This is a genomic window from Mesorhizobium sp. Pch-S (assembly GCF_004136315.1).
Taxonomy (GTDB): domain Bacteria; phylum Pseudomonadota; class Alphaproteobacteria; order Rhizobiales; family Rhizobiaceae; genus Mesorhizobium.
Genome location: NZ_CP029562.1, coordinates 225,230 through 243,472, shown reverse-complemented (window position 1 = coordinate 243,472; position 18,243 = coordinate 225,230). Strand labels below are relative to the sequence as shown.

Genomic DNA, 18,243 nt, shown 5'->3' with positions numbered 1-18,243 from the left:
GTCAGAGTGTTCCGGATGTGGAGGTTGGGCCGACGAGGAAACGGTCGGACAGCGGCAGGCTGGCGCCGCCGAGCGCACGGGCGTGGATGCCGACCGTGCCTTCGCGCACGGTTGGCAGCTTGAGGCCTTCGGCGTCGACCTGGTCCAGCGCGCTGCCAACGGCTTTGACCAGGCGCGCGCGGATCGTGGTGGGCATCCAGCCGTCAATCACCGCTTCCTCGAAATCGATCACGGAAGATGCGGAGGCAATGGCATAGGCAAGAGCATTGGCCGCGTCGCCAAGCCACGTGTCGAGTTCCGGTCCGATGTCGCCCCACTCCTCGGGTGAGGTCCAAAGGTGCTGCGCATCCACGCCGCGCAGTGCCAGCGCCTTTTCCAGCGTTGCGATGGAGGCAACGTCGATAAGCTGGATTGGCCTGCCGTCCGGTCCGGGCACCGGCATCGATCCAAGCGCGCCGGCATTGCCGGTCGGCCCGCTGTAGATGCGGCCGTTGAGCACGATGCCGCCGCCGGCAAAGGCGCCGATGTAGAAATAGACGAAGTCGCGGACATCCAGGGCATTGCCGAAAACAAGCTCGGCGCCACAGGCAGCGGTTGCGTCGTTCTGCAGATAAACCGGAAAATCACACAGCGCCTGGATGTCGGCGCGGATGTCGCGGTGACGCCATTCTTCCATGATTGAGCGCGGCGCGCCGGCGGCGTCAGCCCAGCTCCACAGTTCGAAAGGCACGGCGATGCCGAGGCCGGAGACGCGCCGGTCCTGCGCGGGCGTCAGTTCCGATCTCAGCTTGGCGACGCCTGCGGCAACGAAATCCACAGTCTCCGACGGTGCCGGATAACGGTAGGAGTGGTGCAGCATGGCGCGCACCTCGCCGAGAAAGTCGATCAGCACCAGTTCCGCGCTGCGGCGGCCGATCTTGAGGCCTATGAAGAAGGCGCCTTCCGGATTGAGCGCCATGGGGATGGACGGTTGGCCGATGCGTCCACGCAGCGGTTCGCGCCTGAGCAGCAGGCCCTCGTCCTCCAGTTCACGCATGATGACGGAGACGGTCTGCGCCGACAGGCCGGTCATGCGGGCAATGTCGGATTTCGCGAGGCCGCCATGCTGGCGCACGAGCGAAAGCACGAGCCGCTCATTGTGGTCGCGCATACCGCTCTGGTTCGTGCCACGGTGGAGACGGCTGGTCGCCGGCTCGTTCGAACCGTGCTTTTGAACGCCGTCGTCCAACAGCTTCCTCCCTCCCATGATTTCTTGTCTGACTTTTGACCGAGAATGAGCCGGCTCCGCAAGTGTGTCAATAATAAATAAGAGTGATTTAATTATTGACTCAAGATTGCGATTGGTGTTTCGTTTGTGCCGGGGAGCTCACCGGGAAAAGCAGACGGGCACCTCGGCGGCGTGCATTCAGCTGGCCGCGATCTTTGGTTTCTGGGAGGAGTACCTCAATGCGATTTTCCGTTCTCAAGACGTCCGTGTTCGGCGCAGCGGTTGCTGCGCTCGCAAGCTTTGCCGCGCCTGCTTCGGCAGCCGATGTCGGCGCATGCCTGATCACCAAGACCGACACCAATCCGTTTTTCGTCAAGATGAAGGAAGGCGCTACCGCCAAGGCGAAGGAACTCGGCGTCACCCTGAAGACCTATGCCGGCAAGATCGACGGTGACACCGAAAGCCAGGTCGCCGCGATCGAAAGCTGCATTGCCGACGGCGCCAAGGGCATCCTGATCACCGCTTCCGACACCAAGGGCATCGTGCCGAGCATCAAGAAGGCGCGCGATGCCGGCATTCTCGTGATTGCGCTCGACACCCCGCTCGAGCCGGCCGATGCCGCGGATGCCACTTTCGCCACCGACAACCTGCTGGCTGGCAAGCTGATCGGACAATGGGCTGCCGCGACGCTCGGTGACAAGGCGAAGGATGCCAAGATCGCTTTTCTCGACCTCACCCCGTCGCAGCCGACTGTCGACGTGCTGCGCGATCAGGGTTTCATGATCGGTTTCGGTATCGATCCCAAGGACGCCAACAAGATCGGTGACGAGGATGATCCGCGCATCGTTGGTCACGACATCACCAACGGCAACGAGGAAGGCGGCCGCAAGGCGATGGAGAACCTGCTGCAGAAGGATCCTTCCATCAACGTCGTCCACACCATCAACGAGCCGGCCGCGGCGGGCGCCTATGAGGCACTGAAAGCCGTCGGCATGGAAAAGAACGTGCTGATCGTATCGGTCGACGGTGGTTGCCCCGGCGTCAAGAACGTCGAAGGCGGCGTCATCGGTGCCACCTCGCAGCAATATCCGCTGCTGATGGCATCACTCGGCGTCGAGGCGATCAAGAAGTTCGCCGACAGCGGCGAGAAGCCGAAGCCGACGGAAGGCAAGAGCTTCTTCGACACCGGTGTCGCACTGGTCACCGACAAGCCGGCCAAGGGCGTCGAATCCATCGACGTCAAGACCGGTCTTTCCAAGTGCTGGGGTTGATCTGAACCCTTAACGGCATGATGCTGTCTGGCGGGTGCTCTCCTGGCGGAGCACCCTCTCTCCCGGCCGTCTTCCGGCCGGGGAGGGGGCATCGGCGCGCCGGCGAGGCATCAACACCTTGGGCGTATCACGGGGCGTCAGTCCCCGATCGGGAGGAGCCGACATGACCGACGCTTCGGCGGATGCCAGGCGACCGCAGGAATTCGAGAAAGTGCTGACTGGAGCCGACACTGCGGTGGCGGACTTCGATACGCACACGCGTTCGACCCTGGAAAAGATACAGCATTTCCTGCATTCCAATCCGGCTGCCGTGCCATTGATCGTGCTGGTGGTGTCGGTGCTGATCTTCGGCCTGATCATCGGCGGCAAGTTCTTTTCCGCCTTCTCGATGACGCTGATCCTGCAGCAGGTCGCCATCACCGGCGTGATCGGCGCTGCGCAGACACTGGTCATCCTCACCGCCGGCATCGACCTTTCGGTTGGCGCCATCATGGTGCTGTCTTCCGTGGTGATGGGGCAATTCACCTTCCGCTATGGCTTGCCGCCATCGATCGCGATCCTGTGCGGCTTCGCTGTCGGCGCACTGTGCGGCTGGATCAACGGTGCGCTTGTCGCCTACATGAAGCTGCCGCCCTTCATCGTCACCCTCGGCATGTGGCAGATCGTTCTGGCTTCGAATTTCCTCTATTCGGCCAACGAAACCATCCGCGCACAGGATATCGAAACGCAGGCGCCGATCCTGCAGTTCTTCGGCAACAATTTCCGCATGGGCAATGCGGTCTTCACCTATGGCGTCGTCGCCATGGTGCTGCTGGTCGCCATTCTCTGGTATGTCTTGAACCACACTGCCTGGGGACGTCACGTCTACGCAATCGGCGACGACCCGGACGCAGCTGAACTGTCGGGCGTGCGCGTCACCCGCATGCTGCTTTCGGTCTACGTGCTGTCGGGGCTGATCTGCGCGCTCGGCGGCTGGCTGCTCATCGGACGCATCGGTTCGGTTTCGCCGACTGCCGGCCAGTTCGCCAACATCGAATCCATCACCGCGGTGGTGATCGGCGGCATCTCGCTGTTCGGAGGGCGAGGATCCATCCTCGGCATGCTGTTCGGGGCGCTGATCGTCGGCGTCTTCTCGCTCGGGCTGCGTCTCATCGGCACGGACCCGCAATGGACCTATCTGTTGATTGGCGTGCTGATCATCAGCGCCGTCGCCATCGACCAATGGATCAGGAAGGTCGCAGGATGACCACGGAACCCATTCTCACCGCACGCGGACTGGTGAAGCGCTACGGCCGTGTCACGGCACTGAACAGCGCCGATTTCGACCTCTACCCAGGCGAAATCCTGGCGGTCATTGGCGACAACGGCGCCGGAAAGTCGTCACTGATCAAGGCGATCTCCGGTGCCGTTACCCCGGACGAGGGCGAGATCCTCCTCGAGGGTAAGCCGGTGCAGTTCAAGTCTCCGATGGAGGCGCGCGCCGCCGGCATCGAGACCGTGTACCAGAACCTCGCCCTTTCGCCGGCCTTGTCCATCGCCGACAACATGTTTCTCGGTCGCGAAATCCGCAAGCCTGGCATTCTCGGCTCCTGGTTTCGCATGCTCGACCGCACGGCCATGGAGAAGCGGGCGCGCGAAAAGCTCACCGAACTCGGCCTGATGACCATCCAGAACATCGGCCAGGCGGTCGAGACTTTGTCAGGTGGCCAGCGCCAGGGGGTGGCTGTCGCGCGTGCGGCCGCTTTCGGCAGTCGTGTCGTCATCATGGACGAGCCGACGGCCGCGCTTGGTGTCAAGGAAAGCCGGCGTGTTCTGGAACTCATCCTCGACGTGAAACGGCGCGGCTTGCCGATCGTGCTCATCTCGCACAACATGCCGCACGTCTTCGAGGTGGCGGACCGTATCCATATCCATCGGCTTGGCCGACGTCTCACTGTCATCAACCCGAAGGAATATTCGATGTCGGATGCTGTCGCCTTCATGACCGGGGCGAAGGCTCCGCCAGAGGCCGCTGCTGCCGCAGCATGATCTGCCGATTGCGCCCGGAGTGCATTGCGATATGCTCTGGGTGCAATGCGGAATATTAGCAATATTAAATCGATTGAAAAATTCCGATCGGCTGTCTAGTCTGGACCGGAACGTCCTGCTATGCATGCTTTTTGAAAGGCAAAATCGGTTCTCGGCGAGATGAGTGAGCTCTGATCGCCGGTCGCGCGAGAGGCAAGATGACCCGCACCAAGACGCTGAGTGTCCCGCTGCCTGATCTCGATCATCCAGACCCGCAGACGCTCGCGTCCGAGGTGCTGATGGCCCTCAAATACCGCGTCGGCAAGGACACCACCGTTGCGACGCCCTACGACTGGCTGACGGCCTCGATCAAGGTGGTGCGCGACCGCATCATCGACCACTGGATCAGCGCCACCAAGGAGACCTACGACCAGCAGGAAAAGCGCGTCTATTACCTGTCGCTCGAGTTTCTCATCGGCCGGTTGATGCGCGACGCCTTCTCCAATCTCGACATCATGGAGCCGATGCGCGAGGCGCTGTCCTCGCTCGGGGTCGACCTCGACGAGATCGCCACGCTGGAGCCGGACGCGGCGCTGGGCAATGGCGGCCTGGGACGGCTTGCCGCCTGTTTCATGGAATCCATGGCGACCGTTGATGTGCCGGCGCACGGCTACGGCATCCGCTATGCCAATGGCATGTTCCGCCAGGAGATCCAGGATGGCTGGCAGGTCGAACTGCCGGAAACCTGGCTTGATCATGGCAATTCCTGGGAGTTCGAACGTCGCGAGCGCTCTTTTGAAGTCGGTTTCGGCGGCTCGGTGGAATCCGTCACTGCCAGGGATGGTCGACTCGAGCGCCATGTCTGGAAGCCTCTGGAGCATGTTCTGGCGGTCGCCTATGACACGCCCGTGGTCGGCTGGAAGGCCAAGCGTGTCAACACGCTGCGGCTCTGGTCCGGCATGCCGGTCGACCCGATCCTGCTCGACAAGTTCAATGCTGGTGACCACATCGGCGCTCTGGCCGAGAGCAACAAGGCGGATGCGCTGTCGCGCGTGCTCTATCCGGCGGATTCGCACAAGGCTGGCCAGGAGTTGCGGCTGCGCCAGGAGTATTTCTTCTCGACCGCTTCGTTGCAGGACATCCTGCAACGTCACCTCAGCCAGTATGGCGAGCTGGAATCGCTGCCGGACAAGGCTGCCATCCATCTCAACGACACTCATCCGGCTGTTGCCGTGCCGGAGCTGATGCGGCTCTTGATGGATGTCCATGGCATGGATTTCGCCAAGGCCTGGGACATCACCAAGCGCACCTTCGCCTATACCAACCACACGCTGCTGCCGGAGGCGCTGGAAAGCTGGCCGGTGCCGCTGTTCGAACGGTTGCTGCCGCGGCACATGCAGATCGTCTACGCCATCAATGCCGAGGTGTTGCAGGAAGCGCGCGCGACGGGTCGTTTCTCCGGCGACCAGATCGCTTCCATCTCGCTGATCCAGGAAAACGGCGACCGCCGCGTGCGCATGGGCAATCTTGCCTTCGTCGGCTCGCATTCGATCAACGGCGTGTCGGCGCTGCACACCGAACTGATGAAGCAGACGGTGTTCGCCGATCTGCACCGGCTCTATCCCGACCGTATCAACAACAAGACCAACGGCATCACGCCGCGGCGCTGGTTGATCCAGTGCAATCCCGGCCTGACTTCATTGGCACGCGAAGCCATCGGTGATCGTTTCCTCGACGACATTGCGGGCATCAAGGATCTCGACCGTTTCGCGGACGATGCGGCATTCCGCAAGAAGTTCGCGGCCGTCAAGCGCGCCAACAAGGTGCGGCTTGCCAATCTGGTCGCCGACCGGCTGGGTATCCGCGTCGATCCATCGGCGCTGTTCGACATCCAGATCAAGCGCATCCACGAATACAAGCGGCAACTGCTCAACATCCTGGAAGCCGTGGCGCTTTACGACCAGATCCGTTCGCATCCGGAGAAGGACTGGACGCCGCGCGTGAAGTTCTTCGGCGGCAAGGCGGCCCCCAGCTATCACAACGCCAAGCTGATCATCAAACTGGCCAACGACGTCGCCAAGGTCATCAACGGCGATCCCGCTGTTCGCGGGCTGCTCAAGGTCGTGTTCGTGCCCAACTACAACGTCAGCCTTGCCGAGATCATGATGCCGGCGGCCGACCTGTCGGAACAGATCTCGACAGCCGGCATGGAAGCGTCGGGGACCGGCAATATGAAGTTCGGACTGAACGGCGCGCTCACCATCGGTACGCTTGACGGCGCCAATGTCGAAATGAAGGAACATGTCGGCGACGACAACATCTTCATTTTCGGCCTGAAAGCCGACGAGGTGGCCGAGCGCCGCCGCAGCGGCTACCAGCCGCGCGCCGTCATCGAAGGTTCGCCGGAACTGGCGCAGGCCATTTCAGCGATCTCGTCCGGAGTGTTCTCGCCGCATGATCCGGATCGCTATCGCGACCTGATGAACGGTCTCTACGACAGCGACTGGTTCATGGTCGCAGCAGATTTTGACGCCTACGCCGCCAAGCAGCGCGAAGTGGACGCGGTTTGGGGCGACAGCGCTGATTGGAACGCCCGTGCCGTCCGCAACGTTGCGCGTATGGGCTGGTTCTCTTCGGACAGGACGATCCGACAGTACGCGAAAGAAATCTGGAACGTGCCTGTATGATGTGATTGCATGAGGCCATGTCCGTGGCCGTGGACCCAGGGAGGGGTACCGCTTGACAAAAAAGCCGCGCGCGACCGCGACGAGCGATCAATCTGACGGGTCGGCTTCAACTGCCGACGTCAAGGCGATTGCGGCGGGCACGCATGGTAATCCCTTCTCGGTCCTGGGCGTCCAGGAAGCCGGAAAGGGTTTTGTCGCACGGTGTTTCATTCCCGATGCCGAGACCGTCGCTGTGTATACCTTGGCCGGCAAGGAGATCGGTGAACTCTCTCGTCGCGGTGAGGCCGGTTTTTTCGAAGGGCCTATCGCGGTCAGCAGGCGCCAGCCTGTGAAGTATCATGCCCGCAACGCGGGCGGCGACTGGTGGATCACCGATCCTTACTCATTCGGACCGGTCCTGGGACCGATCGACGATTATTACATGGCCGAAGGGTCGCATCTGCGCCTGTTCGACAAGCTGGGCGCGCATCTCATCGATCATGAAGGGGCGAGCGGCGTGCATTTCGCTGTCTGGGCACCCAACGCCAGACGCGTTTCCATCGTTGGCGATTTCAACGCTTGGGACGGCCGCCGCCATCCGATGCGGCAGCGGCAGGACAGCGGCATCTGGGAGATATTCATTCCGGGCCTCAGCGAGGGACGGCCCTACAAATACGAGATCGTCGGTGCAAAGGGCGTTCGCCTGCCGCTCAAGGCCGATCCCTTCGCTTTTCGCTCGGAATTACGCCCCGCCACGGCTTCGGTTACGACCGCTCCGTCATGTCACAAATGGGGCGACGCCGCGCATCGCAAATTCTGGCGCGAAGCGGAAGCGCGCCGCCAGCCCATCTCCATCTACGAAGTTCACGCCGGATCCTGGCAGCGTAACGAGGATGGTGGTTTCCTGACCTGGGACGAGCTGGCTGAACAGCTCATCCCGTACGTGATCGACACCGGCTTCACGCACATCGAACTGCTGCCGATCTCGGAACATCCCTACGATCCTTCCTGGGGGTATCAGACCACCGGCCTCTACGCACCGACCGCTCGTTTCGGCGACCCGGAAGGCTTCGCACGTTTCGTCGACGGAGCGCACAGGGCTGGCATCGGCGTCATCCTCGACTGGGTGCCGGCGCATTTTCCAACCGATGAATTCGGGCTCGCCAGGTTCGATGGCACCGCCCTTTATGAGCATGCCGATCCGCGGAAGGGCTACCAGCCCGACTGGAACACGCTGATCTACAATTTCGGCCGCCGCGAAGTGTTGTCCTTCCTCGTCAACAATGCGCTCTACTGGGCCGAAAAATACCATGTCGACGGGTTGCGCGTGGATGCGGTCGCCTCGATGCTCTACCTCGATTACTCACGCAAGGCCGGCGAGTGGATCGCCAATGAGAAAGGCGGGCGCGAGAACCTCGAGGCCGTCGCCTTCCTGCAGCGCATGAACAAGGAACTCTACGGCACCCATCCCGGCGTCATGACCATCGCTGAAGAGTCCACCTCCTGGCCAAAGGTTTCGCATCCCGTGCATGAGGGGGGCCTGGGGTTCGGTTTCAAGTGGAACATGGGTTTCATGAACGACACGCTGGAATACCTTGCCCGCGAGCCGATCTTCCGCAAACACCATCACAACCAGATCACCTTTGGGCTGATGTATGCCTTCACCGAGAATTTCGTGCTGCCGCTCTCGCATGACGAGGTGGTGCACGGAAAGTCGACGCTGATCGGCAAGATGGCTGGTGATGACTGGCAGAAATTCGCGACGCTGCGCGCCTACTACGCGTTCATGTGGGGGTATCCCGGCAAGAAACTGCTGTTCATGGGGCAGGAGTTCGCCCAACGCCGCGAATGGAGCGAGGCGCGCGCGCTCGACTGGGACATGCTGCAGCACGCTCCGCATCGCGGCGTGCGGGATGTCGTGCGTGATTTGAATCGCCTGTATCGTGAAAAGCCCGCGTTGCATGAGCGCGACTGCGAGCCGGAAGGCTTTGAGTGGCTGATTGTCGATGACGCCGAGAATTCGGTGTTTGCCTGGCTGCGCAAGACCCCGGGTGCCAATCCGGTCGCTGTCATTTCCAATTTCACGCCGGTTCCGCGCGAGAACTATCGTGTTCCTTTGCCCGAGGCGGGCACCTGGCGCGAAATCATCAACACCGATGCCGTCGTCTATGGCGGCTCGGGCAAGGGCAATGGTGGTGCGGTGGAAGCGCACGTCGAGGGTGATCGTACAGCGGCACTGCTCACATTGCCGCCACTGGCGACACTGATGCTGGAATTCGTGCCGATAACCAGGGGCAGGAAGGTCGAAGGACGAGTTGGTTCGGGTACGGGGCCACGTGCGAGGAAAACGGCGGCTCCAAGGGCAAAGCAGGGAGGTTGATAATGGCGGATTTCAAACGGTCGCAACCGCTGGCGCGTGATGCGATGGCCTATGTCCTGGCCGGCGGACGCGGCAGTCGCCTCAAGGAGTTGACCGACAGGCGTGCAAAACCCGCGGTCTATTTCGGCGGCAAGACCCGCATCATCGACTTCGCGCTCTCCAATGCATTGAACTCGGGCATCCGACGCCTCGGGGTGGCCACCCAATACAAGGCGCATTCGCTGATCCGCCATCTGCAGCGCGGCTGGAACTTCCTGAGGCCGGAGCGAAACGAGAGTTTCGATATCCTGCCAGCCAGCCAGCGTGTCTCGGAAACGCAATGGTATGAGGGCACAGCCGACGCGGTCTACCAGAACATCGACATCATCGAGGCTTATGGGCCGGAATACATGGTGATCCTGGCCGGCGACCACATCTACAAGATGGACTACGAACTGATGTTGCGCCAGCACGTCGATGCCGGCGCCGACGTCACGGTGGGTTGTCTCGAGGTCCCCCGCATGGAAGCCACCGGTTTCGGCGTCATGCATGTCGACAACAAGGATGCCATCCTCTCCTTCATCGAAAAGCCGGCCGATCCGCCCGGCATTCCCGACAAGCCGGACTATGCGCTCGCTTCGATGGGCATCTACGTCTTCAAGACCAAGTTCTTGATGGAGCAGCTGCGCCGTGATGCGGCCGAGCCGGATTCCAGCCGAGATTTCGGCAAGGATATCATCCCGTACATTGTCCAGCACGGAAAGGCCGTGGCGCACCGTTTCGCCAAGTCCTGCGTGCGTTCGACGGCGGAGGCGGGACCCTATTGGCGCGATGTCGGAACCATCGACGCCTATTGGGAAGCCAATATCGACCTCACCGATATCACGCCCGAGCTTGACCTCTACGACCGCGACTGGCCGATCTGGACCTATGCGGAACTGAAGCCGCCGGCTAAGTTCGTGCATGATGACGAGGGACGGCGCGGCATGGCGGTGTCGTCACTGGTTTCGGGCGACTGCATCGTGTCGGGCGCCTCGTTGAAGCGCAGCCTGATCTTCACCGGAGCCCGCATCAATTCTTATTCCAGCCTCGACCATGTCGTGATGCTGCCGGACTGCCATGTTGGCCGCAACGCGCAACTGACCAACGTCGTCATCGACCACGGTGTGCATATTCCCGAAGGCCTGATCGTTGGTGAGGACCTGGAACTCGACCGCAAGCGTTTCCGGGTTTCGGAACGGGGCATTGTTCTGATAACGCAGGACATGATCGACAGGTTGGGAACGTAACGCATGCAGGTTCTGTCCGTCACGCCGGAGATCTTCCCACTGGTCAAGACCGGCGGGTTGGCCGATGTCGCCGGCGCTCTGCCGGTCGCACTGGCCGGCAAGGGCGTGGCGATGCGCTCGCTCGTGCCAGGCTATCCTGTCGTGATGGACGCGCTGAAGAAAAAGAAGGCCGCGGCGACGTATCAGGCACTCTATGGCGGCAAAGCGACTGTCCAGGCAGCCCAGGTGGAGGGGCTCGATCTCCTGGTACTCGACGCGCCGCACCTGTTTGATCGTGTCGGCGGTCCCTATGGCGACAGCAACGGTCGCGACTGGCAGGACAACTGGCGCCGCTTTGCCGCACTAAGTCGTGTCGGCGGTGACATCGCCGGCGGCAGCATTGATGGCTACAAGCCCGATATCGTGCATGCCCATGACTGGCAGGCGGCGATGACGCTGGCCTACATGCGCTACGGCAAGGCAGTTGGCACGCCATCGCTGATCACCGTGCACAATCTGGCCTTCCAGGGTCAGTTTGGCGCCGGCATCTTCGGTGAACTCGGGCTGCCTGCGCAGGCCATGAGCCTCGATGGCGTCGAATATTATGGTGGTGTGGGTTATCTGAAGGCTGGCTTGCAGGCCGCCTGGGCGATCACCACCGTCAGCCCGACCTATGCGCAGGAAATCCGCATACCGGAGTTCGGCATGGGACTGGACGGGCTGATCAACCTGCGGGCTGCCGATCTCCATGGCATCGTCAACGGCATCGACGTCGACATCTGGAACCCCGCCACCGACAAACATCTGGTGTCGACCTATTCTGCCGAGGCCCTGGTCAAGCGCGCCGCGAACCGGGCCGCGGTGGAAGAACGCTTCAATCTCGCCAGGGATGACAGCCCGATCATCTGCGTGGTCAGCCGCCTCACCTGGCAAAAGGGTATAGACATCCTCGCCGCTGTGGCTGACGGCGTTGTCGCGGCCGGTGCCAGGCTGGCCATACTGGGTTCCGGCGATCCGGGTCTCGAAGGCGCGTTGCTGGCCGCCGCAGCGCGCCATCGTGGCCGCATCGGCACGGTGATCGGTTACGACGAGGCATTGTCGCACGTCATGCAGGGTGGCTGCGACGCCATCATCATCCCTTCCCGATTCGAGCCATGCGGCCTGACCCAGCTCTATGGTCTGCGCTATGGCTGCGTTCCCGTGGTGGCGCGGACCGGCGGCTTGGCCGACACCATCATCGACGCCAACGAGGCTGCTGTTGCGGCCGGTGTGGCGACCGGTTTCCAGTTCGCCGCCAACAGTGGTGATGCGATGCTGCACGCGGTACATCGCTTGATGCAGGCGCACGGCAATGCCGGCGTCTGGACCTCGATCCAGCGGCAAGGCATGAAGGCCGACGTGTCCTGGGACCGCAGCGCGGACAAATATGTCGAGCTCTATCGCTCGCTGCTTGCAAGGAAGGTTGCCTGAACGATGATCCGTACCGTTGCCACCAAGCCCTTTGACGACCAGAAACCCGGCACGTCCGGGCTGCGCAAAAAGGTGCCGGTGTTCCAGCAGGAGAACTATGTCGAGAATTTCGTGCAGTCGATCTTCGATTCACTGCAGGGGTTTCAGGGCAAGACGCTGGTGCTGGGCGGTGACGGCCGGTTCTACAACCGCGAAGTGGCGCAGAAGGTGATCGCTATTGCTGCGGCCAACGGCTTCGGCAAGGTCATGGTCGGGCAGGGCGGTATCCTGTCGACGCCGGCCGCTTCCCATGTCATCCGCAAATACAAGGCCTTTGGCGGCATCATCCTGTCGGCGTCGCACAATCCCGGTGGGCCGCACGAAGACTTCGGTATCAAATACAATGCCGAGAACGGTGGCCCTGCGCCCGAGAAGCTGACCGACGCCATCTATGAGCGCACCAAGGTCATAACCGAATACAGGATCGCCGATATCGCGTCGGTCGATCTCGACGCGATCGGCACGGTGAAGGCAGGCGACATGACGGTGGAGGTGATCGATTCCGTTACCGATTATGCCGAACTGATGGCTGAGCTGTTCGACTTCGATGCGCTGCGCAGGCTGTTCAAATCCGGCTTTCGCATGCGCTTCGACGCCATGCACGCTGTCACTGGTCCATACGCCAAGGAAATCCTGGAAAACCAACTCGGCGCGGCCGCCGGTACCTGCCGCAACTTCAAGCCGCTGCCGGATTTCGGCGGCCACCATCCCGATCCGAACCTTGTCCATGCCAAGCATCTCTACGACGAGATGATGGGGCCGGACGCGCCGGACTTCGGCGCTGCTTCCGATGGCGATGGCGATCGCAACCTGATCATTGGCAAAGGTATCTTCGTTACGCCGTCGGATTCCGTTGCCATGCTGGCCGCCAACGCGCATCTGGCGCCGGGATACAAGGACGGTCTCAAGGGCATAGCCCGGTCCATGCCAACAAGCGGCGCGGCCGATCGCGTGGCGGAGAAGCTCGGTGTCGGCATCTACGAGACGCCGACCGGTTGGAAGTTCTTCGGCAACCTGCTCGACGCCGGTATGGCCACGATCTGCGGCGAGGAAAGTGCCGGCACCGGTTCCAATCACGTGCGTGAGAAGGACGGTCTCTGGGCTGTGCTGTTGTGGTTGTCGATCCTGGCCGCACGCGGAGAAAGCGCCAAGGAAATCGTCACCAAACACTGGGCCGAATATGGTCGCAACTACTATTCGCGTCACGACTACGAAGAGGTAGACAGTGCGCGTGCCAATACGCTTGTCGATGAGTTGCGCGCGAAGCTGCCCTCGCTTCCCAGAACCGCTGTGCGTGGCTTGAAGATCGCAGCGGCCGACGATTTTTCCTATCACGATCCGGTTGACGGTTCCGTCAGCCAGAAGCAGGGCATCCGCATCCTGTTCGAGGGTGGCTCGCGCGTGGTGCTGCGGCTCTCCGGTACGGGCACGTCCGGCGCGACGCTGCGTGTCTATATCGAGCGCTATGAGCCGGATCAGTCCAAGCACGGCCTCGACACGCAGGAGGCGCTGGCCGACCTCATCGCCGCCGCCGATGACATCGCCGGTATCAAGCGCCATACCGGCCGCGACAAGCCCAGCGTGATCACCTGAACCGCTTCGGCTGGCAGGAACAGGGCGTTTCGGTTTTTCGCAGAAACGCCCTGTCGTTGTTTTTGCGCGGCTCCAGACACAGAACCGCTATGCGCTTTACTCGCTCTAGGGAATGTTGGGTTCGACCACGTTGGCGAGTTGCAGCAGCGACTCCTGCCAGCCGAGATAGCAGCCGGCTTCCGGGATCAGGTCGGGTATGCCGGCCTGTTCGATCCTGAGGTCGGTCCCGCAGAAGACTTCGGTGAGTTCAACCGTCACCTTGATCTCTCCTGGCAGGTTGGATCGTCGAAGCGATCGGTGTAGACGAGCTTGCGGTTGGGCTCGAGTTCCAGAAATTCGCCACCGAAGGAATGTGCATGGCCGGTCGTGTAGTTCCTGAACGCCATGCGGAAGGTGCCGCCAACCTTGGCGTCGACATGCTCGACGTTGCACAGGAAACCGTAGGGCGGCAGCCAACGCGACAGGGCATCGGCATCGAGGAAGGCGCGATAGACTTTTTCGGGTGGGGCTTTCAGGACACGATGCAAGCGGATGGTGTAGGGCACGACTTACTCCTCATCAGTTGCCGGCGGGAAATTCGGATGAAACAGCCAGTATCGACTTTCTGAAACAGAGCGATGAAACGCGTGGTTTCGCGTTGCGGCAAGCTTGCTATTGTTGCCTGCTGGCGAGTCGCAAACAACACCGAATTCACTGCAGGAGCGCATGGCCCCCGCCACACTCGGAGCACGACCCGACAAATCAGGCACCGAATTTGCGGTCTGGTCCAGTCGTGCCGGAAAGATCGAGCTCTGCCTGTTCGACGCCGCCGACCAAGAGGTCGAGCGCCTGCCGATGGTGCGTGGCGAGGACGGGATTTTCCAGATCTATGTGAAGGGCGTCAGCGCGGGCTCCCGCTATGGCTATCGCGCCGATGGCGACTATGACCCTGCGCGAGGCTTCTGGTTTGATCCTGACAAATTGCTGGTCGATCCTTATGCCGTCGCCATCGACCGCCCCTACGTCTACGATGCGAAGCTCGGTGCGCGTCGCGGAGAGGGCGGCGACACCGCGTCATTGGTCCCGAAGGCGGTCGTTACGGCCTTGTCCGGCGCACCATCAGTGCCGCCGCTGTTCCAACCGGGTGGGCTGATCTACGAACTGCCTGTCCGGGCTTTTTCCATGCGCCATCCGGACATCCCGGACAACGATCGTGGCACGCTGCGCGCCCTGACAAATCCGGCCGTTATCGATCATCTGAAGAAGATCGGCGTTTCTGCTGTCGAACTGATGCCGGTCACCGCAAAGATCGATGAACGCCATTTGCCGCCGCTTGGCCTGACCAATGCCTGGGGCTACAACCCGGTCACATTCATGGCGCTGGATCCGCATCTGGCGCCGGCAGGGATTGCCGACCTGCGCGCCGCGACGGATACCCTGCGCAAGGCGGGGATCGGCGTCATCCTCGATCTGGTCTTCAATCATACAGGCGAGAGCGACGATCATGGCCCAACGTTGTCGCTGCGCGGCCTGGACAGTCTCGCCTACTATCGCCATGGTCCGGACGGCCGGTTGATCAACGACACCGGTACCGGCAACACGCTTGCCTGTGACCACCCGGAAGTGCGCGATCTTGTGCTGGCGAGCTTGCGCCACTTTGTGCGCCATGCCGGTGTCGACGGTTTCCGTTTCGACCTTGCTCCGGTGCTGGGGCGCGACGACAACGGCTTCGCGCCGAACGCACAACTGCTTGCGGCCATGCGTGCGGATCCGGTTCTTTCGGACCGTATCCTGATTGCCGAGCCGTGGGACATCGGGCCGGGTGGCTACCAACTCGGCCGGTTTGGCTCCCCGTTTCTCGAATGGAACGACAAGTATCGTGACGATGTCCGCCGGTTCTGGCGCGGCGATGCCGGTCTGGTTGGACGGCTGGCGACGCGGCTGGCTGGGTCTTCGGATGTTTTCGCGGGTGAAGCACAAACCCGCAGCGTGAATTTCATCGCTGCCCACGACGGCATGACGCTCGCCGACCTCGTGCGCTACGAGAAAAAGCACAACCAGGCCAATGGCGAGGCAAATCGTGACGGCCATGACGAGAACCTGTCCTGGAACTTCGGCGTCGAGGGCGAGAGCGCAGAACCGCGTATTGCTGCTCGCCGCGCCGGTGATCAGAGAGCGCTGCTGGCGACGTTGTTCGCCTCTCGAGGCACCATCATGCTGACGGCAGGCGACGAATTCGGCAGGAGCCAGGGCGGCAACAACAACGCCTATGCGCAGGACAACGACCTCACCTGGCTGGATTGGCGCAGGCGCGACCAGACCTTGGAAGCCTATGTCGCTGCCCTATCGGCTTTGCGTCGTGATCTGCCTGCGCTGCGCGACACCGTCTTTTTGACCGGTCAGCCGCGTAGTGGCGACGGGTTGCCGGATGTCGTCTGGATGACGGAGACCGGTCTGCCGATGGATGAAGCGGCCTGGAACGACCCGAGCCGGCACCGCCTGACGATGGTGCTGGGCAGCGCGGGCGTCGACGGGTGCAGGCTGGCAGTACTGGTCAATGGTGATCGGCGATCCTCGACTTTCGTTTTGCCCCTGCGCGACGGCTATCGCTGGTTCGATGCGCTTGACCCCACGGCGCCTGCCGAAGCCTGGCGCCTGATCGAGGGCAGGGCTGTCTGCTTGATGATCGAGCGCGTGCTGAGCGAGGATGGTGGAGAACCGAGATGACCAATCCCGGAAATGAATGGTGGCGCGGCTGCGTCATCTATCAAATCTACCCACGGTCCTTCCAGGATACGACCGGCGATGGCAGCGGCGACCTCAAGGGTGCCGCCGCACGGCTTGCCCATGTCGCCTCGCTCGGCGTCGACGCCGTCTGGCTCTCGCCTTTCTTCAAATCACCCATGGCCGACATGGGCTATGACGTCTCTGACTACCGGGCTGTCGACCCGATCTTCGGTTCGCTCGAGGATTTCGATGCGCTGCTGGCCGAGGCGCACCGGCTGGGACTGAGGGTCATCATCGACCAGGTGCTGTCGCATACATCAGACCGGCATGACTGGTTCCAGGAAAGCCGTGCCAGTCGCGACAATGAAAAGGCGGATTGGTACGTCTGGGCTGAGGCAAAGCCGGATGGCTCACCTCCGAACAACTGGTTGTCGGTATTCGGAGGGCCCGCCTGGGAATGGGATTCGACACGTCGGCAGTACTACATGCACAATTTCCTTGCCGCCCAGCCGGATCTCAATTTCCACAATCCGGCGGTGCAGGATGCGCTTCTGGACAGCGTTCGATTCTGGTTGGAGCGTGGCGTTGACGGCTTTCGTCTCGATACGGTGAACTACTACGTGCACGACCGTTGGCTGCGCTCGAATCCACCGCTGACCGCAAGCCTCGCCGGGACGTTGACTGAAACCAATCCCTATCTTTTCCAGGAGCATCTGTTCGACAAGACGCGCCCGGAAAACCTTGAATTCCTCAAGCGGTTCCGTGGCCTGATCGACGAGTACGGCGACCGCGCCGTGGTCGGCGAAGTGGGTGATGAAGGCCGGTCGTTGCAGACCATGGCGGCCTATACCTCGGGCGACGATCGCCTCAATATGTGCTACACCTTCGATCTGCTGGGGCAGGCCTTTTCGGCTGCGCATGTGCGGGGCTGCGTCGAGGCGTTTGGGGCCGTTGCACCGGATGGCTGGGCCTGCTGGGCTTTTTCCAACCACGACGTCATTCGCCATGTCAGCCGCTGGACGCCACCGGGCGGAGATGCCGACGCCGTGGCGAAATTCGCCATTCGATTGATCGCCTGCCTCCGCGGTTCGATCTGCCTCTACCAGGGCGAAGAGCTTGGACTGCCCGAGGCCGAGCTGGCCTTCGAAGATCTGCGCGATCCCTATGGCATCCGTTTCTGGCCTGGGTTCAAGGGGCGGGATGGCTGCCGGACGCCGATGCCCTGGGAAGCCGGTGCCGTGAACGCAGGTTTTTCAGTTGCGAAGCCGTGGCTTCCCATACCGGATGAGCATCGCATTCGCGCTGTTGATGTTCAAAACGATAGCAATGAAAGCGTACTTGCCGTCTATCGCGCGGTGCTGGCGTTGCGCCGGCGGCATCCATCGCTCGCGAGGGGCTCGATCCGTTTCCTCGATGCGGAGGGCGATGTACTTGCTTTCGTGCGGGAAGCGGAAGGCGAGGCACTGCTGTGTGTTTTCAACTTCACCGGTGGGGACGCCGTCTGGCCGTTGCCTGGCGGGTTCGAAATCGCGGAAGTGCTTGATTCCGTCGGCGTCGAAGCTGTCGGCTTTGAAACAAATGTTTCACTGCCGCCGCTCGGGGCGTTTCTGGCCAGGCTGGTTGATTGAAGAAAGGCGGAAGGCAAGCCTTCCGCCTT

At 61.8% G+C, this 18,243-nt stretch carries 10 protein-coding genes and 2 pseudogenes; 10 read left to right on the top strand and 2 right to left on the bottom strand.

The features are described from left to right. Position 1: 1 nt before the first annotated feature. Entirely contained in the window at positions 2–1,228 is a 1,227-nt protein-coding gene (locus C1M53_RS01100; RefSeq protein ID WP_245488389.1) for an ROK family transcriptional regulator, read from the bottom strand. Positions 1,229–1,446: 218 nt separating this feature from the next. On the opposite strand from C1M53_RS01100, the gene C1M53_RS01095 reads away from it, so the two are divergent. From C1M53_RS01095 to C1M53_RS01060, 8 genes and pseudogenes are all read left to right on the top strand, one after another. Next, positions 1,447–2,478, top strand: a complete 1,032-nt coding sequence (locus C1M53_RS01095) for a sugar ABC transporter substrate-binding protein (protein ID WP_129410546.1) — start codon at positions 1,447–1,449, stop codon at positions 2,476–2,478. Positions 2,479–2,641: 163 nt separating this feature from the next. Next, positions 2,642–3,724: an ABC transporter permease gene (locus tag C1M53_RS01090; protein ID WP_129410545.1), complete on the top strand. Its 1,083-nt coding sequence runs from the start codon at positions 2,642–2,644 to the stop codon at positions 3,722–3,724. Then, positions 3,721–4,506 carry an ATP-binding cassette domain-containing protein gene (locus tag C1M53_RS01085; protein WP_129410544.1) on the top strand — a complete coding sequence of 262 codons (786 nt, stop codon included), beginning with the start codon at positions 3,721–3,723 and terminating at the stop codon, positions 4,504–4,506. The genes C1M53_RS01090 and C1M53_RS01085 overlap by 4 nt, the downstream gene beginning before the upstream one ends. 197 nt (positions 4,507–4,703) lie before the next feature. Next, positions 4,704–7,172: a glycogen/starch/alpha-glucan phosphorylase gene (locus C1M53_RS01080; RefSeq protein ID WP_129410543.1), complete on the top strand. Its 2,469-nt coding sequence runs from the start codon at positions 4,704–4,706 to the stop codon at positions 7,170–7,172. 52 nt (positions 7,173–7,224) lie between these two features. After that, positions 7,225–9,426, top strand: a pseudogene (gene glgB / locus C1M53_RS01075) (1,4-alpha-glucan branching protein GlgB); the annotation flags it as partial. A gap of 107 nt (positions 9,427–9,533) precedes the next feature. Beyond that, positions 9,534–10,799: a glucose-1-phosphate adenylyltransferase gene (gene glgC / locus C1M53_RS01070; RefSeq protein ID WP_129410541.1), complete on the top strand. Its 1,266-nt coding sequence runs from the start codon at positions 9,534–9,536 to the stop codon at positions 10,797–10,799. 3 nt (positions 10,800–10,802) lie between these two features. Next, entirely contained in the window at positions 10,803–12,248 is a 1,446-nt protein-coding gene (gene glgA / locus C1M53_RS01065) for a glycogen synthase GlgA (protein ID WP_129410540.1), read from the top strand. Positions 12,249–12,251: 3 nt separating this feature from the next. After that, positions 12,252–13,880 (top strand): alpha-D-glucose phosphate-specific phosphoglucomutase, encoded by a 1,629-nt coding sequence (locus C1M53_RS01060; RefSeq protein ID WP_129410539.1) that lies wholly within the window; start codon positions 12,252–12,254, stop codon positions 13,878–13,880. 105 nt (positions 13,881–13,985) lie between these two features. On the opposite strand, the pseudogene C1M53_RS01055 reads toward C1M53_RS01060, so the two are convergent. Continuing rightward, positions 13,986–14,425: pseudogene (locus tag C1M53_RS01055) on the bottom strand (SRPBCC family protein). Positions 14,426–14,585: 160 nt separating this feature from the next. On the opposite strand from C1M53_RS01055, the gene glgX reads away from it, so the two are divergent. Both glgX and C1M53_RS01045 read left to right on the top strand, forming a co-directional pair. Further along, positions 14,586–16,586: a glycogen debranching protein GlgX gene (glgX, locus tag C1M53_RS01050; RefSeq protein WP_129410538.1), complete on the top strand. Its 2,001-nt coding sequence runs from the start codon at positions 14,586–14,588 to the stop codon at positions 16,584–16,586. Next, the gene (locus C1M53_RS01045; RefSeq protein WP_129410537.1) at positions 16,583–18,214 is read left to right on the top strand and encodes an alpha-glucosidase family protein; all 1,632 of its coding nucleotides are present in this window, start codon (positions 16,583–16,585) and stop codon (positions 18,212–18,214) included. Before glgX ends, C1M53_RS01045 begins: the two co-directional genes overlap by 4 nt. Positions 18,215–18,243 lie beyond the last annotated feature (29 nt).